This window comes from Flavobacterium aquidurense (assembly GCF_002217195.1).
Classification (GTDB): domain Bacteria; phylum Bacteroidota; class Bacteroidia; order Flavobacteriales; family Flavobacteriaceae; genus Flavobacterium; species Flavobacterium frigidimaris.
Genome location: NZ_MUGR01000020.1, coordinates 1 through 24,247 on the forward strand (window position 1 = coordinate 1; position 24,247 = coordinate 24,247).

At 34.8% G+C, this 24,247-nt stretch carries 23 protein-coding genes; 11 read left to right on the plus strand and 12 right to left on the minus strand.

Annotation, left to right across the window (positions count from 1 at the left end):
- The first annotated feature begins 374 nt into the window (after positions 1–374).
- The 10 genes from B0A67_RS10620 (at position 375) to moaA (ending at position 8,159) form a co-directional block, all read left to right on the plus strand.
- Positions 375–1,547, plus strand: a complete 1,173-nt coding sequence (locus tag B0A67_RS10620; RefSeq protein ID WP_072960170.1) for a molybdopterin molybdotransferase MoeA — start codon at positions 375–377, stop codon at positions 1,545–1,547.
- A gap of 195 nt (positions 1,548–1,742) precedes the next feature.
- The gene (locus tag B0A67_RS10625) at positions 1,743–2,489 is read left to right on the plus strand and encodes a sulfite exporter TauE/SafE family protein (protein ID WP_072960167.1); all 747 of its coding nucleotides are present in this window, start codon (positions 1,743–1,745) and stop codon (positions 2,487–2,489) included.
- Between the two features lie 184 nt (positions 2,490–2,673).
- Entirely contained in the window at positions 2,674–3,246 is a 573-nt protein-coding gene (locus B0A67_RS10630; protein ID WP_072960165.1) for a molybdenum cofactor guanylyltransferase, read from the plus strand.
- A 5-nt stretch (positions 3,247–3,251) separates the two neighbouring features.
- The gene (gene cobA / locus B0A67_RS10635; protein ID WP_072960163.1) at positions 3,252–4,043 is read left to right on the plus strand and encodes a uroporphyrinogen-III C-methyltransferase; all 792 of its coding nucleotides are present in this window, start codon (positions 3,252–3,254) and stop codon (positions 4,041–4,043) included.
- A complete protein-coding gene (locus B0A67_RS10640) occupies positions 4,043–4,279 on the plus strand; it encodes a MoaD/ThiS family protein (protein WP_072960160.1) in 237 nt (78 codons plus the stop codon). Before cobA ends, B0A67_RS10640 begins: the two co-directional genes overlap by 1 nt.
- A 10-nt stretch (positions 4,280–4,289) precedes the next feature.
- Complete coding sequence (locus B0A67_RS10645) at positions 4,290–5,366, plus strand: HesA/MoeB/ThiF family protein (protein WP_072960158.1); 1,077 nt, start codon at positions 4,290–4,292, stop codon at positions 5,364–5,366.
- Between the two features lie 12 nt (positions 5,367–5,378).
- The gene (locus B0A67_RS10650) at positions 5,379–5,732 is read left to right on the plus strand and encodes a lysozyme inhibitor LprI family protein (protein WP_072960155.1); all 354 of its coding nucleotides are present in this window, start codon (positions 5,379–5,381) and stop codon (positions 5,730–5,732) included.
- Between the two features lie 88 nt (positions 5,733–5,820).
- The gene (locus B0A67_RS10655; protein ID WP_072960152.1) at positions 5,821–6,258 is read left to right on the plus strand and encodes a molybdenum cofactor biosynthesis protein MoaE; all 438 of its coding nucleotides are present in this window, start codon (positions 5,821–5,823) and stop codon (positions 6,256–6,258) included.
- Positions 6,251–7,165, plus strand: coding sequence for a bifunctional molybdenum cofactor biosynthesis protein MoaC/MoaB (moaCB, locus tag B0A67_RS10660; protein ID WP_072960150.1), 915 nt, complete (start codon positions 6,251–6,253; stop codon positions 7,163–7,165). The genes B0A67_RS10655 and moaCB overlap by 8 nt, the downstream gene beginning before the upstream one ends.
- Positions 7,152–8,159: a GTP 3',8-cyclase MoaA gene (gene moaA / locus B0A67_RS10665; RefSeq protein ID WP_072960147.1), complete on the plus strand. Its 1,008-nt coding sequence runs from the start codon at positions 7,152–7,154 to the stop codon at positions 8,157–8,159. Before moaCB ends, moaA begins: the two co-directional genes overlap by 14 nt.
- 40 nt (positions 8,160–8,199) lie before the next feature.
- Here the strand turns inward: moaA and B0A67_RS10670 are convergent, their stop codons facing one another.
- The 3 genes from B0A67_RS10670 to B0A67_RS10680 all read right to left on the minus strand — a co-directional run bounded on the left by B0A67_RS10670 (position 8,200) and on the right by B0A67_RS10680 (position 14,267).
- Entirely contained in the window at positions 8,200–8,853 is a 654-nt protein-coding gene (locus B0A67_RS10670) for a hypothetical protein (protein ID WP_072960144.1), read from the minus strand.
- A 378-nt stretch (positions 8,854–9,231) separates the two neighbouring features.
- Positions 9,232–10,662 (minus strand): rubredoxin, encoded by a 1,431-nt coding sequence (locus B0A67_RS10675; protein ID WP_072960416.1) that lies wholly within the window; start codon positions 10,660–10,662, stop codon positions 9,232–9,234.
- A gap of 86 nt (positions 10,663–10,748) precedes the next feature.
- Positions 10,749–14,267 carry a nitrate reductase gene (locus tag B0A67_RS10680; protein WP_072960141.1) on the minus strand — a complete coding sequence of 1,173 codons (3,519 nt, stop codon included), beginning with the start codon at positions 14,265–14,267 and terminating at the stop codon, positions 10,749–10,751.
- A 188-nt stretch (positions 14,268–14,455) separates the two neighbouring features.
- Between B0A67_RS10680 and B0A67_RS10685 the strand changes: the two genes are divergently transcribed.
- Complete coding sequence (locus B0A67_RS10685) at positions 14,456–15,160, plus strand: Crp/Fnr family transcriptional regulator (protein WP_072960138.1); 705 nt, start codon at positions 14,456–14,458, stop codon at positions 15,158–15,160.
- A gap of 349 nt (positions 15,161–15,509) precedes the next feature.
- Here B0A67_RS10685 and B0A67_RS10695 read toward each other — a convergent pair whose 3' ends face one another.
- From B0A67_RS10695 to nirD, 9 genes are all read right to left on the minus strand, one after another.
- A complete protein-coding gene (locus tag B0A67_RS10695) occupies positions 15,510–15,749 on the minus strand; it encodes a hypothetical protein (RefSeq protein ID WP_242670950.1) in 240 nt (79 codons plus the stop codon).
- A 112-nt stretch (positions 15,750–15,861) separates the two neighbouring features.
- Positions 15,862–16,485 carry a class I SAM-dependent methyltransferase gene (locus tag B0A67_RS10700; RefSeq protein ID WP_072960133.1) on the minus strand — a complete coding sequence of 208 codons (624 nt, stop codon included), beginning with the start codon at positions 16,483–16,485 and terminating at the stop codon, positions 15,862–15,864.
- A 118-nt stretch (positions 16,486–16,603) separates the two neighbouring features.
- A complete protein-coding gene (locus B0A67_RS10705) occupies positions 16,604–17,113 on the minus strand; it encodes a GRAM domain-containing protein (protein ID WP_072960131.1) in 510 nt (169 codons plus the stop codon).
- Between the two features lie 156 nt (positions 17,114–17,269).
- Positions 17,270–18,532 (minus strand): alginate export family protein, encoded by a 1,263-nt coding sequence (locus tag B0A67_RS10710; RefSeq protein WP_072960128.1) that lies wholly within the window; start codon positions 18,530–18,532, stop codon positions 17,270–17,272.
- Between the two features lie 104 nt (positions 18,533–18,636).
- Positions 18,637–20,115 (minus strand): MFS transporter, encoded by a 1,479-nt coding sequence (locus B0A67_RS10715; RefSeq protein ID WP_072960127.1) that lies wholly within the window; start codon positions 20,113–20,115, stop codon positions 18,637–18,639.
- Between the two features lie 98 nt (positions 20,116–20,213).
- Positions 20,214–20,873: a response regulator transcription factor gene (locus B0A67_RS10720; RefSeq protein WP_072960126.1), complete on the minus strand. Its 660-nt coding sequence runs from the start codon at positions 20,871–20,873 to the stop codon at positions 20,214–20,216.
- Positions 20,874–21,221: 348 nt separating this feature from the next.
- On the minus strand, positions 21,222–23,027 hold the full coding sequence (locus tag B0A67_RS10725) for a sensor histidine kinase (RefSeq protein WP_072960125.1): 1,806 nt from the start codon (positions 23,025–23,027) through the stop codon (positions 21,222–21,224).
- Between the two features lie 70 nt (positions 23,028–23,097).
- Positions 23,098–23,682, minus strand: coding sequence for a DUF4202 domain-containing protein (locus tag B0A67_RS10730; protein ID WP_072960413.1), 585 nt, complete (start codon positions 23,680–23,682; stop codon positions 23,098–23,100).
- Between the two features lie 126 nt (positions 23,683–23,808).
- Positions 23,809–24,186 carry a nitrite reductase small subunit NirD gene (gene nirD / locus B0A67_RS10735; RefSeq protein WP_072960409.1) on the minus strand — a complete coding sequence of 126 codons (378 nt, stop codon included), beginning with the start codon at positions 24,184–24,186 and terminating at the stop codon, positions 23,809–23,811.
- Between the last annotated feature and the right edge of the window lie 61 nt (positions 24,187–24,247).

Genomic DNA, 24,247 nt, shown 5'->3' on the forward strand with positions numbered 1-24,247 from the left:
ACTAAAGAGGTCTGTTTTATGTGTGTTGTTTATTTAATGTATTGATCTTTAAGTGTTTAATGTTGTTTTAAAAATAGATGACAAATGTTAATTTCTACTCCTGAAACGATACAGAATGTAGTATTTTATACTTATTTTTTTGATTTTAAACTTCTTTGTTTTTTAAAATAACCAGTGTAAAACGTCTCTAGAAGATCAATTAAGGATTTAAAAGATGTTTTTAAGCAAAAAACTAGCATCCTTTTTAAAGTTGATTTTGAATAAATTAGACTAATTTTATAGACATTAAAATAATTTTAAATTTTTTACTCATACTATGAATTAATACTTATATTTGTAATAAGTATTAATACTTAGTTTTATCAAAACAAATAATGATACAAGTTAAAGAAGCTTTAGCGATTGTGGCAGAGAACAGCTCAAATATGCCTGTTGAGAGAATACCAGTGCACAAAGCACTTGGTTATATTTTGGCAGAGACTATTTATTCGCCAATTGCCATGCCGCCCTTCCGACAGTCGGCGATGGATGGCTATGCTATTATTCATAGCGGTAAACATCAATATGATATAATAGGCAGCTCGCAGGCAGGAGATCATTCGAGTTTAAAACTAAAAGAAAATGAAGCAGTTCGCATTTTTACCGGTGCATTTGTGCCTCATAATGCAGATACAGTCGTAATGCAGGAACATGTGATGGCAAATGAAAACTCCATTCTAATTACTATTATGCCCGAGCAATTTGCTAATGTTCGAAATAAAGGGGAACAAATTGGTAAGGAAGATGTCGTTTTTGATGCCAATACTTTAATTACACCAGCTGCAATTGGTTTTTTGGCCTGTTTAGGAATTACTGAAATACCGGTGTATAAAAAGCCAAAAGTAGCCATTTTAGTAACAGGCAACGAATTGGTAAAACCAGGAAAGATATTGCCTAAAGGAAAAATTTACGAAAGCAATTCGGTCATGTTACAGGCGGCACTTCAAACGATCGGAATTAAAAAAACGAAAGTTTATAAAGTAAAAGACAGCCTAAAGGCAACTAAAAGAGCTTTAAACAGTATATTATTAAAATACGATATTGTTTTAATTTCCGGCGGAATTTCAGTTGGTGATTACGATTTTGTAAAAGAAGCATTATTAGAAAACGAGGTAAAAGAGTTGTTTTATAAAATCAATCAGAAACCTGGAAAACCAATGTTTTTTGGTTCTAAAAATGAAACTTTAGTTTTTGCTCTGCCCGGAAATCCGGCGTCATCGCTAACTAATTTTTATATTTATGTCTATCCGGCGATTAAAAACAAAATGGGTTTCTCTGAAACGCATTTACAAAAGCTGACCAGAAAATTAAGCGAAGATATTACAAACACTTCAGGGAAAACATTGTTTTTAAAAGCGTTATACGATGAAACTCATGTAACAGTTTTAGACGGACAGAGTTCAGCAATGCTTAATACTTTTGCCATAGCAAATAGTTTATTAATTGTTCCTAATGATACAGAAACTCTAAAAAAAGGAGATTTAGTGACTTTATTGCCGATAGATTAGAATTGGATAATGAGATAATTTGATAATGAGATAATTGTTTAATGCAGTATGTAAAATTAAACATACAGCACAAACTGAAACCAACCACGAGTAATTCTCGGGAATGACAAGATTCGTTGAACCTGAAACCTGAAACAAAATAAACCTGAAACAAAGAAAACCTGAAACAAAAAATTAAAACCTGAAACAAAATAAATGAATCTCTTGAGTTCGGAAAATATTATCCTGTTTAGCTTCGCCTTAATCGTAATTGCTTTTTTATATTCTAGCGTTGGGCACGGAGGAGCGTCAGGCTATTTGGCTTTGATGACGATTTTTGCTTTTCCGGTTTCGATTATGAAACCATCGGCTTTGTTGTTGAATTTGTTTGTGGCAAGTATTTCGTTTTTCTTTTATTACAGGAAGAATTATTTTAAACCAAAGCTGTTTTATCCGTTTGCAATAGCTTCTGTTCCCGCAGCTTTTATAGGCGGATTTGTGACCTTGGACAATACAATTTATAAAATTATTTTAGGAATTGTATTGGTTTTTGCAGCATTGAGATTGTTTGGAATATTCAATTTTAAAGAAAAAGAAGCCGTTCAGATAAAATTACCTTTTGCATTGGCAATAGGATTTGTCATAGGTTTATTATCAGGGATGTTGGGTATTGGCGGCGGAATTATATTAAGCCCTATTTTATTGTTTTTAGGATGGGCTTCTGTCAAGGAATCGGCGGCAATTTCGAGTTTATTCATTTTTGTGAATTCGTTTGCCGGAATGCTGGGATTCTTTTTGGGAGGAAAAACAATTCCTACAGAAAGCTTTTATCTCGTTCCAATTGCGGTGGTGGGAGGCATTTTAGGAGGATTTTACGGAAGTGGATATTTCTCTAACAGAACATTAAAATTTGTTTTAGGAACCGTGATCTTAATGGCAAGCATTAAATTGATTTTTCCATAAAATGAATTTAATTTTTAAACACATAGAAACATAGGTTTTTATAGTTTGAAAAAGAAGATAATATCGATAACACGTTGCTATGTAAATTGATGCAAGTGAAACGCCTTTTTTAACGTTGCAAAAAGCTATGTTTCTATGTGTTTAAAAAAAGGTAAGATTGCAAAACCTGAAACAAAAATTAATCATGGAAGCACTAACAGTATTTATTCTTTGTGGTGGAAAAAGTTCCCGAATGCAGTCGGAAAAAGGACTGGTACTGTTTCAGGAAAAACCCTTTATTGAGCATATTATTCAGGCGATTTTGCCTATTACCGATGAGATAAAATTGATTACGGCTACGAAAGAATATGACTATCTGCCGTATCAGAAAATACCGGATATTGTTTTGGATAAAGGACCTTTAGGTGGAATTTACACTGCATTAACCCATTCTGAAACGGAGTTTAATTTGATTTTGAGTTGTGATATTCCGTTAATTTCTACTGAATTATTATCAGAGTTAATTTCAAAACACAATAAAGAAGCTGAAATTACGATTTTTGCTTCAGAAAGCAGAATGCATCCCTTAATTGGGATTTATTCTAAAAAAGTATTGCCCGTTATCAAAAGCGCAATTGATAGCGAGGATTTAAAAATGATGAATTTGCTGGTGAGTATACCGCATCAAATTATCAAAATTGAAGAAAGTGAAAACTTTCATTTGACCAACATCAATTCGGCAGACGAATTAAATGACCTGAATATCAATTTAAGTTAAAAGTTATGCGAAACTCAAAAATACCAAAATTAACAATTGTAGGCGCAGGTCCGGGCGATGCTGAACTGATCACTTTAAAAGCAATTAAAGCTTTAGAAAATGCCGATGTTGTATTGTACGATGCGTTGGTAAACGAAGAATTATTGCAATATGCTGTAAAGGCTGAAATAGTTTTTGTGGGTAAACGCCTGGGTTGTCACGCGTATACGCAAGATCAGATCAACGAATTGATTGTTTCAATGGCAAACCGTTTTGGTCATGTAGTACGTTTAAAAGGCGGAGATCCTTTTGTTTTTGGAAGAGGAAGTGAAGAAATTGAATACGTAGAAAAATTTGGTGTAGAAACCGCTGTTGTTCCCGGCATTTCATCGGCTTTAGGCGTTCCTGCTTCAGTAGGAATTAGTTTGACACAGCGCCAGGTAGCCGAAAGTTTTTGGGTAATTACCGGAACGACATCGAATCACGAATTATCTAAAGATGTTTATTTAGCTTCAAAATCAGCCGCAACAGTGGTTATTTTGATGGGAATGCACAAATTAGAAGAAATAATTTCGATTTATAAAGAAAACAGAACCGATGATTTGCCCATCGCAATTATTCAAAACGGAACAAAAAATACGGAACAAAAAGTAGTGGGAACGATTCGTTCAATTACTAAATTAGTAGCAGAAAATAAAATTTCTTCACCCGCCATTATTGTGATTGGTGAAGTAGTGAAAAATACATCAAAATTGACTTCTTATTTTCAGGAACACTTTGAAGATGAATTTATTTTTCAGAATTTAAATTTAGAATAATGATCGAGATTAAATATTTTGGAGCTGTCGCAGAAAAGACAAAATGTGAATTCGAAAAAATCCCTTTTTCTGAAGTTTCGCTGCAGGAATTACTGCAGGATTTAGACGAAAAATACCAATTCGAATCCTTGTCCTTTAGCGTTGCAATAAACCAGAAAATAGTTCCAAAAGCGACTCAATACATCTTGCAGACAACTGATATCGTTGCTTTATTACCTCCTTTTGCCGGAGGATAAAATTAATTGTATGAATGATTCAACACGTTATAACCGACAAATAATGCTGACTGAAATTGGAGACAAGGGTCAGCTCAAATTATCGAAAGCCAAAGTTCTGATTGTAGGAGCCGGAGGTTTGGGAGCGGCTATTTTGCCTTATTTGGCTGGAGCAGGTGTTGGGGAAATTGGAATTGTGGATCACGATTGTATCGAAATTTCAAATTTGCATCGTCAGGTGATTTACAAAAGTTCAGCTCTTGGAAAATACAAAGCCGAGGAAGCAAAATCAATGATTTCAGAATTGAACCCTTCCGTGAAAGTGAATGCCATAACGGAGAAATTATCCGGAAAAAATGCGATTACTTTATTTGAAAAATATACTATTATTGTTGATGCAACAGATAATATTTCGATAAAATATCTCATAAATGATGCTTGCTTAGTAACAAATAAACCAATGGTTTATGGCTCCGTTTTCAGGTTTCAGGGGCAGGTTTCGGTCTTTAATTATCAAAACGGACCCACATACAGATGTTTGTATCCGGATGAAAAAAGTACAGCTACAAATTGCGAAGATGCAGGAGTTATAGGAACGTCTGTTGGAATTATCGGAATGTTACAGGCCAACGAAGTAATCAAAATGATTGTGGAAACAGGAACCGTTTTGACAGGAAAAATAGTGGTGTACAATATTCTGAATAACGAACAGCAAAAGTATGATTTTGATAAAAGTGATGTTCTATTGATGAACAAAGAGATTTTTGATAAAAAGTATGGCATAGAAGAAAATCAGATTGAAGAAGTGAATTTTGAATCTGTTTTAGATGAAATTAATGATGTTGAAGTTTTATTTCTGGATGTTAGAAATGAAGTTGAATTTCCGAAAATCAATTTCAAAAATGGAATTCAGATTCCGCTCATGAATTTAGAAAATGAAATGGAAAAGCTGGATAAAAGCCAAACCATTTACGTTTTCTGTCAATCCGGAATCAGAAGTAAGATAGCAGCTCAATTGCTTCAGAAACATCAATTTAAAAACATAAAAAATATTGTTGGCGGCGCATTTGCAATGAAACAATTACTACAAGAAAAATTTACTATTTAATTTAATAATGTTATGAAAAAAATATTTTTTGGATTGTTTTTGTCTCTCTGTTTTAGTCAATTTGGTTTTTCCCAAAAACATGTTGACGCAACTGGTGAAACAGAAATTTATGTAGCTTATGAAAAAGCGGATAAGGAACTGAATGCAACTTATAATCAATTAAAAAATAAGTTAGGAGCAATAGATCAGGCAAACCTGATCAATTCTCAAAAAGACTGGATAAAATTTAGAGATTCAAATTGCAAATTTAAAAGCTATCCGGAAGGTGAAGGTGGAGTTATAGCCAATAAAATGTATGCAGATTGCAGAATGCAAATCACAATAAGCAGAACAAAAGAATTAAAAGGTTTGTTGAACGGTTTTTAAAAATGATGATTTTACAGATTTAAAAAGATAAAAATGTAAAATGTTTAATTAGTGAAAACGTTTAATCCTGGGCAAAAAAAATAAAAAAATGAGTAAAAATGTATTTGTAGAAGGGCCAATAGCTCCTGAATTTATTGCAGAATCAATCGCCAAACATCAGTCGAAACACACTATTGGTGCGCACAATATTTTTTTGGGACAAGTTCGTGCCGATGTAATTCACGATAATATAGTTGTTGCGATCGATTATTCGGCTTATACCGATATGGCGAATGAAGCTTTGTATGCGATTCGGGAAAAAGCTTTTGCTAAATTCGACTTAACCTGCATGCACATTTATCACAGTTTGGGAGTTGTAAAAGCAGGCGAAATTTGTTTGTTCGTTTTTGTTTCGGCAACACGACGCAAACAAGTTTATGAGGCGACAGAAGCGATCGTAAACTGGATAAAAACAGATGTGCCTATTTTTGGTAAAGAAATGTTTGAGAATGATACATTCACCTGGAAACAAAACAATAATGGTTGATATTACGCATAAAATAAGCACATTAAGAGCTGCAACAGCCACAGCAATTGTCAAAGTTAGTAAACAGGAAACAATTGATGCCGTGGTGAATAATTTGGTTCCGAAGGGAAATGTATTCGAAATGGCCAAAACAGCCGGATTATTTGCGGTAAAAAACACCCACTTATCGATTCCGGATTGTCACCCGATTCCAATTGAATTTACATCGGTAGACTATAAAATCGAAGGCTTGACGATTGAGATTATTTTTAGTGTAAAAACAGTTTACAAAACCGGAGTTGAGGTTGAGGCCATGCACGGCGCATCAATAGTAGCGTTGACGATGTACGATATGCTGAAACCTATTGATAAGGAAATAGAGATTTCGACAATTAAATTAATCAATAAAGAAGGAGGGAAATCTTCTTTCAAAAATAAATTCCCGAATGTAATAAAGGCGGCAGTTTTTGTTTGTTCAGATTCTATTTTTGCCGGTGATAAAGAAGACCGCTCCGGAAAAATCATTGTGGAGAAATTAACTTCTTACGGAGTTGAAACAGCGCATTACGAAATTATTCCGGACGAAATAGCTATTATTCAGGAAAAAACTAAGGCTTTCGCCAAAGAGCACCAGTTGGTCATTTTTACGGGAGGAACAGGTTTGTCTCCAAGAGATGTTACACCGGAAGCTTTATCACCAATTTTGGAAAGCAGAATTCCCGGAATCGAAGAAGCTATTCGTGATTACGGCCAACAAAGAATGCCTTATGCGATGTTATCGAGAACCGTTGCAGGAACATTAGGAAAAAGCCTGGTTTTGGCTTTGCCGGGATCAACCAACGGAGCCAGAGAATCTATGGATGCTGTTTTTCCGCATGTAATGCACGTTTTTCATATTTTAAAAGGAAAAAATCATGATGCCCTCTAACACAATTTTGACGGATGATTTTGGGCGAAAACACAATTATTTGCGTATTTCGCTGTTAGAAAAATGCAATTTACGTTGTGCATATTGCATGCCTGCTGACGGAATCGCATTATCTCCCAAAGCCAGTTTAATGACGGCAGATGAGATTTTTGCTATTGCCCGGACTTTCGTTGAAAACGGTGTTGACAAAATAAGATTAACCGGAGGCGAACCACTTTTAAGAAAAGATTTTCCGGAGATTATTTCTAAACTGGCTTCTCTTGATGTTTTGCTTTCCATTACGACAAACGGAATTTTAATTGACCGCCATATTGATGTTTTAAAGCAGTTTAAAATCAAAAAAGTTAATTTGAGTTTAGATACTCTGGTTTCTTCTAAATTTCATTCGATAACGCTTCGAAATCAGTTTGAGAAAGTAATCGATAATCTGCATTTGCTTTTGAATAATGATTTTCAGGTTAAAATAAATGTGGTTTTGATGAAAGGCTTTAATGAAAATGAAATTGTAGATTTTGTCAAACTAACTCAGTTTCTGCCTGTATCAATTCGGTTTATTGAGTTTATGCCATTTGCCGGAAACGAGTGGGACAGGAGTAAAATGGTTTCGCAAAAGGAGATTCTGGCGCAAATAGAAAATGTCTTTTCTTCTGCAGAAATGGAGAAATTACAAGATGAAAAAAACTTCACGGCCAGAACGTATACAATAAAAGGTTTTCAAGGCGATTTTGGAATTATAAGTTCGATTACTAATCCGTTTTGTGATGGCTGCAACAGAATTCGACTTACAGCAAACGGAAAAATTAAAAACTGCCTTTTCTCTAATGCTGAAACCGATTTGCTGACCCCTTTTAGAAATGGTGAATCGATTGCCAATTTGATTTCTGAATCTATTAAAACTAAAAAGAAAGTCAGAGCAGGAATGGTCACGATCGAAGAAATAGACGACCCTAAACTTCACTTTGATAATCGTAGTATGATTGCGATTGGAGGATAAAAAAAGGTCTGACTTTTTCAAGTCAAACCTTCTTTTAATTTTATTTCTTCTTTTTAGCTTTCTCTTTTTTCTTAGATTTCGCTTTCTTTTTGGCTATTTTTTTAGCCTTTGCTTTTTCTTTCGCTTTTTTAGCTTTTTCTTTTTTCTTAGCAGCAGCTTTTTGTTTTGCTTTTTTAGCTTTTTCTTTCTTTTTGTCTTTTTTAGCCTGATCTTTTTTCTTAGCTAATTTCTTTTTCTCTTTTTCCTTGTCTTTGTCTTTCACTTTTTTCTTCTTTTTATCTGTTGATTTATCTTTCTTACTTTCTCCTTTTGTTTTTATCACGTCATCAGCTTTACTTTCTGATATTTCTTTTTTTGTTGGTTGCTTGATCGTTACTTTTGGAGTTATTATTTCTTCTGTTTTTTCAATAGCAGCCGGAGTAATTTTTCTTGCCGGAGCTCTTCGTGCTGCGGGCTTTGGCGAAGTTGCAGCTGCTGTTTTTGTTGTGGCTTTTGGAGTTGTGTTGGTTGGTGCAGCCGGTTTTGCAGCAGTTGTTGGTTTAACTGGTGCTGCTTTGCGAACTGGTGTTTTTGTAGCCGTTGTTTTTGTAGCTGTTGTATTTGCCGTTTTTTTATTTTCTGTAACAGGCTGAGTATTTTCAGGTGTTGGTGAATCAGTTTTTTCTGGGGTAATTTTTTCGTTCTCGTTTTCCATATTGATGCGTTTTTAGATGAGTAATTACTACAATGTAACTAAATTGTTAATTAACAGTTAAGTAAAGATAAACATAAAACAAGTCTCTCAATGTTAAGTTTTTACTTAAAAATTAACGATAAGGATCTTATTTTTAATAGATTGAGTTTTTGTTAAAAAATAAAGACTAAAATCTCTTAACAATTCTACTTGAGAAATAATGTAAATTACTTTGTAAAGATGAAAGAATGATAACGTGGTAGTTTGCTAGATTTTTCTCTTGAAAACGAGTGCCATAGCCCAGATGGAAGCGGCATCCTTTTACTTTTTTCTTTAAAAAGTAAAAGATATAGCGGACAGCTGGATTAGCTCCTGAAAATACTAATGAAAGAAGGCAGTTTAATTCTCAGGAATTTCTAAAATTTTAAAATTGCTTTTAGGCGCTTCGCATAACGAACAGCAATAAGTTTCGGCTAAATCAGTAAATAAAATACCTTTCGGGATACCCTGGTTTTCATCTCCGTATTCTGATTTGTAAAGCGTTAAACATTCCTGACATTGATAGATGTCTAATTGTTTTTTTTCTTTTTTTTGTAGCTTTTCTGTTGCTTCCGGAATCGAATTTCCGAGTTCATCGAAATACTTTCGGCTTAATTCAATTAAAATTGTTGGTAATTCCAGTTTATCAATATCTTGTGAATGCACAACGTATTCTCGTGTATTGGCATCGAAATTTTTTGCAAATAATACATTATAAGTATCCCGAATTTTAATGGATTCTAAAGCTGCGGGCAATTCATTTTTTTCGACTACGATCGAAGTAAAATAATGCCCGTCACGATTGTACTCAGAGATACCAAAAGTCAAACCATATGTACTAATGTCGAACTGATCAAGTGTGCGGACCAGAAAGGTTTTAAGATTTAAAGCCCATTCTGATGCGACAGGTAAATGCCAATTCAGTTCTAATAAAGAATGACGGACATTGATTCCTTTTTTACCTAAGAACTTTTCCCATTCCAGTTTTCTGTCTTTTGGAATCCCTTTTATAATAAACGATTTCCAGGGCGTGATACATATTTTTCCAATTTTGCAATCGAAACATAAATCACACATTTCTTTCAGGAAATCCAGATTGTATAAATTATTTCTCCAGTATAATCCGAGCCAATATTGATCAATTCCCATTCGGTTCATGCCTTCGTAATAGGGAAAAGGATAAAACGGAATATTCAAAGGTTTGTCAATTGTTCGGTTATTGGTATCCAAAGCTTCGCTGACAAGAGCAAATATCAGGTCGATACCAATTGATTCCTCAGCGGTAATTTTTTCGATTTCATAGTAAAACTGGGCAATATCCCAACTGTAAATTAGAATAGGATATACTTCCATACGTTGCCATTTAGGCAAACGAATGTATAAATACCAATAATCTTCGTGTTCTGAGGCAATAAAATTAAGGTGACCGGTAAATAAGGGAACTAATTGCTGCTTTGGGTCATTGATGTTGACTTTTAGCTTTGGCTGTTCTTTAAACTGTTCTAAAATATATAAAAATTTGTTTCCGGTAAGCCAATTGGTATTTCTGAAAATATCTGTAGAAACATACGAAGAAACAATATTGTTGCCGCTTTTTTCTTCCGGAAAAACAAAATGATGTTTGCCCAGTTTTTCTTTATCTAAAGATTTAAATCCGCTTGGAAAAATAATATCTTGTCTTGAACCAAATGAAATCGAATCTAAACCCTGATGCATTGCCATATTGACTACTTCCCGTAATTCACCCGGCGAAATAACGCCTCCTTTTACTATTAATCTTGTTAGTTCCATAACTTTTGTTTCAGGTTTCAAGTTTTTTAGTTTCAAGTTTCTGTACGTTCCAACAACTTGAAACTTGAAACCTGAAACAAAAAAAACTAAATTTTACACTTTGCAAGTATTTCTTTTACTTCTGTTTTACAGCTTCCGCAGCCTAACCCGGCACCGGTATTTTTGCACAAATCGGTAAAATTGTTTACGCCGCTTTTTATTGCTTCTTCTATATTTCCGGCTCCTACCTGACTGCAGGAACAGACTAATTTTCCTAAAACAGGTTTTGCGTTTGAGCTTCCTCTTAGCAGTGTATTTCGCTTATCAGACAATTCGATTTTACTTTCGATCATGGTTTTAAATTCGGCGAACTCGTTTTTATCCCCCATTAAAATGGCCCCAACAAGCAAATCGTCTTTTACGATGCATTTCTTGTAATAGCGTTTCTTTAAATCGGCAAAAATAATTTCTTCATAAGAATCATCATTTTCAGGAATAGTCAAATCGCCAATACTGCAGAGGTTAATGTCTTCTAGTTTTAAAATATTCATTAAAATAGAGCCTTTGTAAAAACTGCTGATATCTCCCGCTAAAAAGTTGGCTAAAATATCAGCCTGTTCTTCGGCAGCAGAAGTGATTCCGAACAATTTATTTTCAAATTCAGCAATCTCACCAATAGCATAAATGTCAGGATTTGAAGATTGTAAATACTGATTTACCTTTACGCCGCGTCCGCAGGCAAGTCCGCTTTCGCGTGCAATTTCAATATTCGGAATTGTTCCAATGGTATAAACGATGGCATTTGCGGTAATGATCCGGCCACTTTTCAAAGCGATTTCTATTTCATTTTTATTATCGGTTTCAAAAACAGTACTGACTTCATTATCAAAATAAATCTGAATGTCGCGAAGCTGAACTTCTTCTGCCAATAATTTACTTGAGACCCGATCGAGCTGACGTTCCATCAATCGGGAAGCTCTTTGAATTATGGTTGTTTTTACTTTTTTATGTTTGAGGGCAGCGGCCAATTCCAAACCTAATAAACCGCCTCCAATAATGACAACGTGTTGTTCCTCGGACGGCAAATTCGTGCTGTCAAGATGTTTTTTTAGACGATCGGCATCTTCTTTCCGTCTTACGGTAAAACGTCCGGGAAGATGAAGTTGGGCATTTTCAGGAACAAACGGACGGCTTCCGGTTGCGATGATCAGGGAGTCATAAGTATGTGTCTCACCCAAACTGTCTAGTACGTTTTTTTGAGGGGCATCGATTTTCGTAATTGCTACACCGGCTTTCATGGTAATTTTTAATTTACTTAAAGCTTCACCATCTTTTACTTTTAAAAGTTGTTCCCACGTAAATTCCCCCGTCATATATTCCGGAAGCAAAACGCGATTGTAAAACGGGTTTACTTCATTCGAGAAGACAATTATTTCATCGGTTGTATTGAATTCACGATAGTTTTGAATGAATCGGAAAGCTGCTGCTCCGGCACCTACAATGACGATTTTTTGAAAAGGCTTTACGTATTTGGAAATGGCAACCGTAGTATATTTGAAATCAGGTTCTTTTGAAACAGGATCGACAACTGTATTCGTTAAATTATTGGTTCTGTTCAGATCATTTTCGAGTTGTTTGCCCCAATGCATGGGCAGAAAAACTACTTTTTCTTTGATTGAATCGGTTACTTTTGCTTTTACACGAACTTCTCCGTTTTTGCTTGTTACAACGACAATATCCCCATTTTTTATATCATTTTTAAAAGCATCAATCGGATTGATTTCTAAAACCGGACTAGGCGTATGGGGCATCAAACGAGATACTTTTCCGGTTTTCGTCATCGTATGCCATTGGTCGCGAACCCTTCCTGTAGTTAGTATAAATGGAAATTTTGGACTTGGTGCTTCTGAAGTATTTTCGATATGGGTTGGTAAATTGAAAATGGCTTTCTGTGATGGTGTATAGAATTTTTTATCCGTAAAAAGGCGTGGAGTTCCCGGATGTCCATAATCAGGAACCGGCCATTGAAAAGTGCCTTCGGTTCTTAAACGATGGTAATTTAAAAATGAAATGTCAATATTAGTATTTTTGGTTAACGCGCAATGTTCTTTATAGATTTCCTCGGCACTATTAAAATCGAAACCATCGAAATTCATTTTTTTAGCAAAACGAATTAAGATCTCAATATCCGGAAGTGCTTCTCCGGGAGCATTTATTCCTTTAGGCAAATACGAAATACGACGTTCTGAATTTGTCATTGTGCCTTCTTTTTCCAGCCAGCCCGCAGCAGGCAATAATAAGTCGGCATATTTTGAGGTATCTGCATTGTGCGAAATGTCCTGAACGACTACGAATTTAGCATTTTGCAACGCTTTTTCGATACGGCGTGAATCAGGTAAACTCACCATAGGATTGGTGCAGATGATCCAGACCGCTTTCATTTTTCCTGATTCTAAGGCTTCAAACATTTCTGTTGCGGTTAAACCAGGTTGGTCTGAGATTTCATCAACTCCCCAAAAATCAGCTACTTCTTTGCGATGTTCTGGATTTGCAATGTCTTTGTGTGCGGCCAGTAATGTTGCCATTCCGCCCACTTCACGTCCGCCCATTGCGTTCGGTTGTCCGGTCAAAGAGAAAGGACCTGAACCGGGTTTGCCAATTTGGCCCGTCAATAAGGATAAGTTGAGCAAAGCGGTATTTTTATCAACACCAACGGCACTTTGGTTAAGTCCCATCGCCCAAAGCGAAATAAATCCTTTTGCTTTTCCGATACTATCTGCGGCAAGTTTAATGTCGTTTACAGAAATTCCGCAAAGTTTAGAAGCTTTTTCAAAAGAGGTATTTAAGACTAAGTCTTTATATTGTTTGAAGTTTTCGGCATGATTTTTTACAAAATCGTTGTCGACATATCCTTTTTCGATAATGCGCTTGGCAATGGCATGATATAAAATAATATCAGTTCCGGGAAGAATTTGCAAATGCAAATCGGCAAAAGCAGCCGTATCTGTTCGCCTTGGATCGATAACAATGATTTTTGTTTTTGGATTTTTCTCTTTGTGTTTTTCAATTCTTCGAAATAAAATGGGATGACACCAGGCAGGATTTGCTCCTGTAATCAGGAAAGTATCCGCCAGTTCAATATCGTCGTAAGCAATGGGTACAGAGTCTTCGCCAAAAGTCTTTTTGTAACCTACTACGGCAGAACTCATGCACAAGCGCGAGTTGGTGTCGATATTATTGGTTTTCAAAAAGCCTTTTACGAGTTTGTTTACCAGATAATATTCCTCAGTTAAACATTGCCCTGAAATATAAAAACCAACGCTGTCCGGTCCGTGTTTTTTTATAATAGAAGTAAAAACAGCAGCAGCGCGATCAAGAGCAGTATCCCAGCTCACACGCTCTAACGGATAGGATTTGCTGCCTCGCATTTCAGGATATAAAATCCTGTCTGAAGTATCATTGACAACGTAATGCAAATTCATTCCCTTAGAACACAACATGCCTTTGTTTACCGGATGGTCTTTATCGCCGGTTACCATCACACCGTTTTTAGCATCGTTGGTGACGATAATCCCGCAGCCAACGCCACAGTACGAACAGGTAGTTTTGATTTTGGTATTTTGCATTACAACTGTTTTTTTGGATACTACTATTATTGATTGGTGCAGAATTCTAAATAATTCACTTATTTAGTTTTATGTAAAAATAAGTATTTTTACGTATTAATACTTATTTTTAGAATTTATTTTTCTATTTTTGATTAAAATAAAAGAGCAGCGCCCCATTTATTTTAATCTGATAAAATAGAGGACTCATGAAAGAAGAATCAGCAATTTGTTATACCTGTATCAATGAAAATTGTTTTATCAAAAAACACCTGCACTTAGAGCAAATGAGACAATTTGTTTTGAAGAAGAAGAGTTTTGTCTGTAAAAAATCAGAACAGTTTATTACTGAAGGTGCTCCATTACAAGGGCTTTATTTTATTTGCAGCGGGAAAGTAAAAACGGTTAAAACAGGTATAAACGGTCGGGAGCAAATTGTGCGTCTGACGAAAAACGGCGATACAATTGGTTTTCGCGGATTTGGAACTTCAAAACGTTATCTGATTGGCGCTTATGCTCTTGAAGATAGTGTTTTGTGTAATTTTAGTAATGAAACGATGTTAGAAATTCTGCAAACCGTTCCTGAATTTACGTATGCTTTAATGTTATTTTATGCTGATGAACTCAACAAAAGTGAAAATAACATTCGGAAAATTGCTCACATGAATGTGCGTGAGCGTGTGATTGATTTGTTGTTGTACATCCATCGCAAATTTGGACAAGTAAACGGTTTAATTGACATTGAACTCTCGAGAAAAGAAATTGCTGATTTTGCGGGAACTACTGAAGAACAAGCGATCCGAATACTTTCGAGCCTTAAAAAAGAAACACTAATTAAAACGGTGGGAAAGAGAATTGGTATTTTGGCTATTCCTGAATTACGAACTGAAATTATGGAGCATAAATATTTTTAGATTTTAGAAGTAAGTATTATTACTTAAAATCTATTTTGTGCGTTTAATTTTTAACGGATTTTGTCTAGTATCAAAAACATCAGAGATTTTAATTTGCTTATTTTCTTGATCGAGGCAATAAATAATTTTGTAGTTATTGCAAGTTAAATAATGATACTTGTTTTCTCGATCAATTAAAAGATCTTCGATTTGAGTAGAAAATGTACTGCTAGTAAGTTTGTTAGGTTCAGAAATTATTTCTTTGATAATTTTTTTTTTGCAATTCTGGTTCCTGCTTTTTGAAGGTAATAGTCATAAAATTCATCAATTTGATTCTCTGCGAATTGCGACCAAATAATTTTCAATTTCATTATTTGTATTTTTCCAAAAGTTGAGAAGTAGTTTTGTGTCTTCCATTTTTAAAATCATCTTCAGATCTATCAATTCTATTATTAAATTCCTCAACTGACATTGCGGTAAAAAAGTTTTCATCATCAAAACCTTTTTTGTTTCTGTTTAATAAATTTTCAAGTTGAGAAATCAATTCTTCGCTTTGAATTTTTAAAAACTCTTGTACAAATTCTATTTTTCTAGTTTGTAAATCCATCATATTCAATATTTTTTCAAATTTAGGAATTATCTTCTAAGGGAATGTTTTTTTTAGATTTTTTTAAAAGAGCGAGTTGCAGAGGCACACCGCAGTGCATCTACGCCGAGTACAATTATTTTTTTCTGCCAACGAATCGAATTACAGAACCTTTTCCGTTATGGAATAAGCCTTCGCTCAATTCAATTTCTTTTTCTTCTAATGCGATGATTTCATAGTTTGGGAAATCAGCTTGAATTTCTTGAATAGAGAATAAAGATTCGATATCTTTTGGTCCGCCAACTTTATCGTTAATGGCCAGATATTCTAAGTGTTTTTTACTGAAAGCTTCAAAGATAATCATACCGTCTTTGCGTAAATAAGTTTCAAGTGTTTTGTGAATCGCCGATTTAATTTCTGCGGGAAAGTGAGCGTAAATTAAAGCAATAGCATCAAATTGTTCTGGTTGATAGTGTAGCGTTTCTAATTCTCCAACCTGATACTCAATAGTTATATTACTGGCTTCGGCAAGCTTAAGAGCTTTGTTTTTTCCTTCTTCGCTTATGTCAAAAGCGGCAACTTTCCAGCCTGATTTCGCTGCAAAAACAGCATTACGTCCTTCGCCTTCGGCGGGGAAGAGAATACGTCCGGGTTCTAGTTTTTCTAATTGTTCTTTTAGATAATTGTTGGGTGCTGTGCCGTAGGCAAATTCTTCGCTGCTGTAGCGGTTGTCCCATCTTTGAGTCCAGTTGTTCGTCATTATATATTGAATTTAATTATTAATGGTTCGTGATCGCTGTGTATTGTCTCTTAATATTAGAATTGAAAGTGAATGCCATATTGCAATTCCAAGCTATAATTTTCATTGATTGATATGTTTAGATAGAATTTGAGGATTTAATTTTGGTTCTATTCTCAATTTGATTTTTCCAAATCTCTCTATTTGTTACAACAAATTGTTCTTTTGAGTCATTCTTAATTCTTATTAGTATTCCATTATTAGCTATTCCTAAAGTTTTTTCAAATTCTACAGCGATTATATCTTCAATATTGATTATGCATTCGTGTTTTTGCAGAAAATTAATAATATTGGTTTGAAACACAAGTTGATTATTTGTTATATAAAGACTTCCTCCAACTGCAATACCATTTAAATAATGATTAGCTCTTCCGGAATAGATTATGTTTTTTAATTCCAGAAAAGTGATTTCTTCATTATTTATATGCGAGAACATCTTGAAGTAAGATATTACTGTCATGAATATAGTTATAAATACTGCAATAACCAGCAGGACATCAGAGGGAATATTTTCTTTAAAATAAAAATATGTGGTAAAAAACAGACTTGTTCCTAGTCCTAAAAAAAGTGAATATTTTAATCTCTTCATGTCTGCTTATGTATACTATTTAGTTTATGAAAAAGTTATTTATATTGAACGAAAATACAAATTAAAGTGTAATATATGTGATATTGCAGGATACAAAAATACCCTTCTTCCAAATGAGAAAAAGGGTAAAATGTATATCAGATTTTAAGAATGGTTTTACTTCTTCCAGCTGAAAATTCTCGGATTTACGGAAATCATTAACCAGGCCCAGTTGTTGGTATGTCCTGCATATCCGGGAGCTTTTAAAACTTCTAAAGTTTTAGTACCAAACATTTGAGAATAGCCTCCTGTAAGTATAATGTCTTTTTTGAAATTGAATCCGGCCGTAAAGTCGATCTCAGTTCCTAAATACGAATCCATTTTTTTGTTTGCTACAACTACATCAGCAGCAGAAAGGAATACGTGTGGCATTAAGGCAAATTGCCATTTTTTTACATTGTAGTTGAATTTCAAATTAGCATCTTGTAAACCAACGCTGTTTTGATGACCTCCGCCAACATAAAAATAATCCATGTAACCATTAAAAGCGTGATTGGTACCAAAAATAGGATTAAATGATTTGATTACTTTACTTGCATCGTTCATGTCTTTTCCTGACAGGTATTCATAACCAATTCCGGCTTTAAAAGAATCGGTTAGATTATAGGCAAAGTTTACAGCGCCATCCCAGGCACTAACTTGTTTGTCTGCACTTTTTCCGGTTTGACCGTAGAAACTCAAGTTACTATCTACTTTTTTGGTTTTGTAAGTAAGGTAAGTTCCAAAAGTTTGTTTGTAATCTACGAGTAACTTTTTATCCGGGTTGGCATATTCATAACCTGTATTCAAAACTAACAAACTAACGCCTAATTTGTCTGCATTAGCATGATACCAGGCATATTGCATGGCTTTATAATTGTTTACTGTATAAGGAGTCTGAAAGTTGTTTTCGGCATCAGAGTTATAGGTAAATCCCATGTCAAGCTGATGGTTTTTTGGATGAAAGGAAACCATTACGGCATCGTGACTTTGTCCCTGTTGCAGCCAGTCAATTTCTCCCATAATACGTTGGTTATCATAAGAAAGTACTTGACGGCCCGCTCTTGCACTCCATTTTTCACTGATATCATATTGTGCCCAGGCTTCAAAAACAGCTACAGCATTTTTATCTGAAGTTGCGGTTGTTGCCACATCTCCCCATGTTCTGACATTCTGAAAAGTTAATTTTACAGTTAATTGATCCTGTTTGTAATTAAAATTTAGTCTTGAACGCTGTGAGATTTGAGATGTTGCTTCTGTACCTTCCGGTATAAGAGTTTTGTATCCGTTACGATATTCAAAACGAGGTCTTAATTGCAAATTTACATCTAGTTCCTGTGCCTGAATATCGTAACTTATTCCTGCTAAAAGCACTAAAAGTGCTATTTTTAATTTTTTCATAATTTGGCTGGTTTAAACAAGATGTTAAATTAGAAGAAAAGGATATGGTTAGGAATGATAAAAATCATATTTCACCACTAACTTTTTTAAACTTTTACGATGACTTATTGCCTGTCTATTACTTTGGCTAAAACAGGCTGTTTTTCGTTCATAATTTTGGTGATGGTGTAGTGCATCCAAATCAGGCAAATTACTGAAAGTAGTAAAATAAAAATCCATGAACTTGACCAGATTCCGGTTGCTGTTAATAGATATCCGAAGATAATTGGCCCGAAGAAACCGCCCAAACCGCCAATCATTCCGACCATTCCGCCTACAACGCCAACTTCTGTCGGGAAGTATTCCGGAATGTGTTTGTAAACCGCTGCTTTGCCAATTCCCCAGGAAATTCCGATCAGGATTACCAAAACCAGGAAAACCCACATATTGGCATCAAACTTAATTACTGTAATTCCTTTGGCTAATAGTTCTTTTTTCTTCACGGTCTGATTTTGTTCAACCACAACTTGCTGCCATGAAGTTTTGGTTGGGAAAATTGCATTTTCAGATTCGGTTTCTTTTTTCTGTGCAACAGCAAAATCAGTATTCCCGATTTTTATTTTTTCATTAGATACTTCCGTTATTGTTCCTTTTTTAGTAGCTAAAACTCCTGGTCCGGTTGTGGTAATTTCCATTTTTGGAATCATCAATAAAGCGCTCAGAATAACGGAAGAACTCAAAACCCAGTACATTACTTTTCGTGCACCAAATTTATCCGATAAGTAACCTCCAAAAGCTCTGATTACACCAGATGGCAAACTAAAAAGTGTTGCGAACAAACCGCCCATAACCAAACTGGTTTGATAGACATTCATAAAATTGGGAAGCAACCATTGCGAATAAGCTACAAAACATCCGAATACTAAAAAGTAATAGGCTCCAAAACGCCAAACTCTGGCACTTTTTAAAGATTGAAGCATTTGTGAGACTGTTTTGGTATTGTTCTCAATCTTTTTGTTTGTGGCGAAAATCAAAAAGGCAATTCCGATTACGACTAACGCAACAGCATAAATAACAGGAAGTATTTTCCAGCCATTTTGAGGATTGTCAATAGAAAAATGATTCAGTAAAGAGGGTGCTAAAAAGGTAGTGATTGCAGCTCCGGCATTTCCCATTCCGAAGATTCCCAAAGCGCGTCCCTGCCATTCTTTTGGATACCAAATCGAAGTATATCCAATTCCAACCGCAAAACTTGTTCCTACCATTCCGAATAAAAAGCTTAGTAAAGCAAACATAAAAAAGCTGTCAGCAAAAGGCAATAAAAACAGTGGAATCGAGCAGAGCAGAAGTAAAAGGGAGAAAATATATTTGCCGCCAAATTTATCTGTCAGGATACCAATAGGCAAACGCATGATGGAGCCTGTTAAAATTGGGATTCCAAGAAGCCATCCAACCTGTACAACGCTCCAATGAAAAATTCCGTTATCGACTAAAAAGGTAACGAGAACCCCATTTAATGTCCAACAGGCAAAACACACTGTAAAGGCAAGTGTGTTCAAAAATAAAATCTTGTGTGATTGCGATAATGAGTTTGTGGTTTTCATAGTACTTATAATTTTTGATAAAAATAAGTACTATAGCTTAGTTTAAAACTGCTAAAACGCAGTTTTATGAAAATAATTACGTATTTATACGTATTTTTTTAAAGCAGTGAATATTCAGCTGCTTTGTTCGAAAGTTCCATTAGGTTCTTTACTTTTAGCTTTTTCATTAAATTGAAACGGTGCACTTCAGCAGTTCGTTTACTGATTTCAAGAGCTTCAGCAATTTCTTTATTTCCTTTTCCGGATAACAAAAGAGTTAGGATTTCTTTTTCTCTTTTGGTAATCATCATTTCCCCGGCTAAATTTTGTTTAGGCTCTAATGAAACTGAAGAGCTGGTTAACTGACCAATTAATATAGAAGAGATATCGCCGCTAAAATATTTTCCACCTGCAGCAACTGTGTATAATGCTTTTAAAAATTCTTCTTTACTGGAACCTTTTAACAAATAACCATCGGCTCCGGCTTTAATTGATTTTAAGACATATTCTTCAGATTCGTGCATCGAAAGCATGATGATTTTGACATCATTATTATCGTTTCTAAGTTTTTCTACTACTTCGATCCCTGTCAGGTTAGGCATACGAATATCTACTATAAGTAAGTCCGGTTTATTGACTGCTACGACTTCAAGAGCGTCAGCGCCATCAATAGCTTCACCTACAACCTCAATGTTGGCAACGTTTTCTAACAATGATTTTATGCCATCTCTTACAAAAACATGGTCATCAGCCAGGACTACTCTAATAATATTACTCATGGTTTACTTAATTTTGAGTCTGATTTTTTACGTATATTCATCTATAAATATGAGGCTAAGATACGTAATTACTTAAAGAAAATCCAAATTTTTGAAATTGCAAAATCCAACTGCAATATCAAAAATCAATCGAAATCACAATTTCTAAATCTTTGTCAAAGTTTTGGTTGGTAAAGTTTAACGAGGTTGATTGTGTTTTTTTGCGTGACTTCTCCCAAAGTCTCGGATCGCTCAGTGTGATAAAAATGCGATTAATTGCTGTTGTTCCCAAATATCTTCTAATGCTCTCTCGCCCAAAGATTGTCTTTTAGTTGTATTTTACAGAAAATTATTTCATTCTCTAATTATTTAAATCGGAATATTGAAGGTGATCCTCGTTCCTTCTCCGGGAATTGATTTGATGAAAACGCGTCCGTTGATGTATTGGATTCTTTCCTTCATAAACAATAATCCCATTCCGGATTCGCTGTTTCTTTTTTTGTCTGCCGCATATATATCGAAGCCTTTTCCGTTATCATCAATAATGATACTCAGCAAAGTCTGGCTGTGGGAAAGCTGCACGATAATATGAGACGATTCGGCATATTTTATGGCATTATTGATGGCTTCCTGCGCGAGACGGTAAATATTGATCTCGATTAAAGAATCCAGACGCTGATCAAAATCAGTTTTATTGTAAAAGAGGATTTCTTTTCCCGTTAATTTTGAAAGTTCCAGTGCAAGTTTAGCCAGCGAAGAAACGATTCCGTGATCGCTCAGTTCCGGAGGCATGAGGTTGAAAGTTGCTGTACGGACTCCTTTGATAATATCGAGTGATAATTTTTTTAGATATTCGATTTTTTGAGCCGACTTTTCTTTATCGTCCAGATTGATACTTTCTAGACTAAATTTTAAACCTGTAAGCATCTGGCCAATTCCATCGTGAATTTCTTTGGCAATTCGGTTTTGTTCTTTTTCCTGATTTTCTACAATTTTACTCGAAATAATCTTTTGCTGGTTGATTTTTTCCGTACTGTTTTCCAGGTTCAGGCGCTCAACTTCTCTTTGTGCTTTTTTACGTTCAGTAATATTGAAGCAAACGATCAGAAGTTCTAATTCGCCCTTTTTGATCATAACCGGAACCATTGATAAATCCAACCAAATCGTATGGTGTTCTTTATTGATAATTTTAAGCTCACCCTGCCACCCGCTGCGTTGTTTTTCAAATATAATACGGTCAATATTGAGCTGGTCCTTTTCGTCGATTGTTAAAATCTCAGAGAATTTTTTATTGGATGAAAATTTGGTGTAATTTAAAAGTTTAGCAAATTTTTCACCAACATGAATAATGGAGCCATCCGGGGCAATACGGCAATAAAGGAGCGTATTTTCCATGGCGTGATTCAGCGATTTCAATTCTTTTACTGAATTTTCTTTAATTTCGCTTATGATTTCTGTGTCATATGCGAGTTTTAAAGCTTTCTTTTCAGACGATAATAATTTTGAAATAAGATTCTCGATTTTTTTGTTGGTAGGTCTAAAAATAAAGAAGAATTCTAAGAGCAAAACAAAGAGGGTAAAGGCAAAAATCCAGTATTCTATTTGGCGTTGTTTGGTAACTTTTTCGTGAGCTTCGAGATCGTACTGACTCACAATTTCATTCATTTTCGAAAGAAAGGCATCTTCGTTTTTTAGAATGATTTGTACCAATTTTTGATTTTCGGCGAGATTGTTTTTTTGTTCTAAATTCAAAAGAAACAAATCCGTTGCCTCCGTAATACTATTGAAAATGGGGTTGATTGCTGAATATAATGTGCTCAGCGTTTCGCTTTTTTCTTTTGGGAAAGCCAAGCTGTCACTGCCATTCTCAAGGGAATTTTGAGTAGTTTTCCAAAGAGACAAAACGTTCTTTAAATGTGAGATTTGCTTTTGCGAAGGTTTGTCCGAAACATAATGTAAAATCAGAATCTCTTTGACGATTTTCTGACTCAACATTCGCTGTTTTCCGGAAATATTGATAATCTTAGAATCGCTTAATTGTTGGTTCAGATTGTATTGTACTAAAATCTGGCTTGCAATTATGGTTACGGCAATAGTAAGAAGTGCAAAAAAATACAGTCGGCGTAAATTTTTAAACGTGATTTTATCAGCAGCTTCCGGATTGTTTTTTTTCATTCGAAGATAATATTTGTCTTTTTATCGGAAAATGAAATTCGCTTGCGCTCATTTCATAAAAAAAATCAGATTACAATCCTAAAGAAGCTTTTATCAGGTTTAAATTTTCTTCGGAGTAGTTGATTTTTAACGCTTCCTGATGTCCTTTGTCAGACATTTTATCCCAGGTTTTTTTGATGATGTTTTTCAGCTTTTCTTCATCGTGTTTGTGTACAAAAGGATCTAAATAATATTCTAAAAAGACCAGACAGATGACATCTTCGAGTAATTGAGTTTCAGCATCTTTTTTAAGCAGTTTCTTTTCAATTAAAAAAGAAACTCTTGCAATAAATTCCTGATCATAACCTGCTTTTTCTAAAATTTGGGCAGCAGTTTTGGCATGAAATTTTTTAAGGTCTTCTCTCCATTTCAAATATCCTACACGATCCATTGGGTATGATTCGCGGGCTACTTTCCATCGGCAGATGTGTTGTGCTTTTGAGGCAATCTGAACTTCTTCTGAAGCATTTGGTTGAAATTGCATCAGTTTTTCGTACATTCTGTTGGAGTACAATAATTCCTTTGGATATTCGGTATTCTGGTCGATTTCGATATTAGGATCCTGTGCGTTTTCAGCATCAATCCATTCGCTTGCTTTTTGAAAAGGTGTGTTCATTTTTTTGGTAAGATAATAGAATTTCAAAGATACTGAATTAAGTCTTTTGCTTTTATTTTTGCCACAGATTTCACATATTATAATGATTAATCTTTTTAATCCTTTAATCTGTGGCAAAATGATTTGTTAATCTGTAAAACCTATAAATACTTCGTTTTCAATTATTTTAACAGGGTAGATCGCAATTTTAAAATCGTCGCCGTTTAGGTTAGAACCATCGACTAATGAGAATGTTTTTTTGTGCATTGGGCAGGCAATTTTTGGGATATCATCTGCAGATCCTGTCATTCCTCTCGCCAAAACCATTTCCATTTTGTGCGGGCAGGCATTTTGACAAGCATACCATTCGTTGCGACGTGTAAAATTGAAAATGGCAATTTGTTTGTTTTTGTATTTAATGCATCCGCCACGATTGGTTGGAAAATCTTCTACGTTTCCGGCTTTGAACCAAATTGTGGCATCGTTTGGATGAACTGTTTCGTATTGATTTAAAATTTCTTCCATTTTAATTTTTTTTGATTTTTTTACCACAGATTTTACAGATTACAATGTTTCATCTTTTTAA

What these genes read in the sequence shown, in the direction of transcription:
- B0A67_RS10620 (WP_072960170.1), top strand. Translation starts at nt 375, where the DNA reads ATGATACAAGTTAAAGAAGCTTTAGCGATTGTGGCAGAGAACAGCTCA.
- B0A67_RS10625 (WP_072960167.1), top strand. Translation starts at nt 1,743, where the DNA reads ATGAATCTCTTGAGTTCGGAAAATATTATCCTGTTTAGCTTCGCCTTA.
- B0A67_RS10630 (WP_072960165.1), top strand. Translation starts at nt 2,674, where the DNA reads ATGGAAGCACTAACAGTATTTATTCTTTGTGGTGGAAAAAGTTCCCGA.
- cobA (WP_072960163.1), top strand. Translation starts at nt 3,252, where the DNA reads ATGCGAAACTCAAAAATACCAAAATTAACAATTGTAGGCGCAGGTCCG.
- B0A67_RS10640 (WP_072960160.1), top strand. Translation starts at nt 4,043, where the DNA reads ATGATCGAGATTAAATATTTTGGAGCTGTCGCAGAAAAGACAAAATGT.
- B0A67_RS10645 (WP_072960158.1), top strand. Translation starts at nt 4,290, where the DNA reads ATGAATGATTCAACACGTTATAACCGACAAATAATGCTGACTGAAATT.
- B0A67_RS10650 (WP_072960155.1), top strand. Translation starts at nt 5,379, where the DNA reads ATGAAAAAAATATTTTTTGGATTGTTTTTGTCTCTCTGTTTTAGTCAA.
- B0A67_RS10655 (WP_072960152.1), top strand. Translation starts at nt 5,821, where the DNA reads ATGAGTAAAAATGTATTTGTAGAAGGGCCAATAGCTCCTGAATTTATT.
- moaCB (WP_072960150.1), top strand. Translation starts at nt 6,251, where the DNA reads ATGGTTGATATTACGCATAAAATAAGCACATTAAGAGCTGCAACAGCC.
- moaA (WP_072960147.1), top strand. Translation starts at nt 7,152, where the DNA reads ATGATGCCCTCTAACACAATTTTGACGGATGATTTTGGGCGAAAACAC.
- B0A67_RS10670 (WP_072960144.1), bottom strand. Translation starts at nt 8,853, where the DNA reads ATGGAAAACGAGAACGAAAAAATTACCCCAGAAAAAACTGATTCACCA.
- B0A67_RS10675 (WP_072960416.1), bottom strand. Translation starts at nt 10,662, where the DNA reads ATGGAACTAACAAGATTAATAGTAAAAGGAGGCGTTATTTCGCCGGGT.
- B0A67_RS10680 (WP_072960141.1), bottom strand. Translation starts at nt 14,267, where the DNA reads ATGCAAAATACCAAAATCAAAACTACCTGTTCGTACTGTGGCGTTGGC.
- B0A67_RS10685 (WP_072960138.1), top strand. Translation starts at nt 14,456, where the DNA reads ATGAAAGAAGAATCAGCAATTTGTTATACCTGTATCAATGAAAATTGT.
- B0A67_RS10695 (WP_242670950.1), bottom strand. Translation starts at nt 15,749, where the DNA reads ATGATGGATTTACAAACTAGAAAAATAGAATTTGTACAAGAGTTTTTA.
- B0A67_RS10700 (WP_072960133.1), bottom strand. Translation starts at nt 16,485, where the DNA reads ATGACGAACAACTGGACTCAAAGATGGGACAACCGCTACAGCAGCGAA.
- B0A67_RS10705 (WP_072960131.1), bottom strand. Translation starts at nt 17,113, where the DNA reads ATGAAGAGATTAAAATATTCACTTTTTTTAGGACTAGGAACAAGTCTG.
- B0A67_RS10710 (WP_072960128.1), bottom strand. Translation starts at nt 18,532, where the DNA reads ATGAAAAAATTAAAAATAGCACTTTTAGTGCTTTTAGCAGGAATAAGT.
- B0A67_RS10715 (WP_072960127.1), bottom strand. Translation starts at nt 20,115, where the DNA reads ATGAAAACCACAAACTCATTATCGCAATCACACAAGATTTTATTTTTG.
- B0A67_RS10720 (WP_072960126.1), bottom strand. Translation starts at nt 20,873, where the DNA reads ATGAGTAATATTATTAGAGTAGTCCTGGCTGATGACCATGTTTTTGTA.
- B0A67_RS10725 (WP_072960125.1), bottom strand. Translation starts at nt 23,027, where the DNA reads ATGAAAAAAAACAATCCGGAAGCTGCTGATAAAATCACGTTTAAAAAT.
- B0A67_RS10730 (WP_072960413.1), bottom strand. Translation starts at nt 23,682, where the DNA reads ATGAACACACCTTTTCAAAAAGCAAGCGAATGGATTGATGCTGAAAAC.
- nirD (WP_072960409.1), bottom strand. Translation starts at nt 24,186, where the DNA reads ATGGAAGAAATTTTAAATCAATACGAAACAGTTCATCCAAACGATGCC.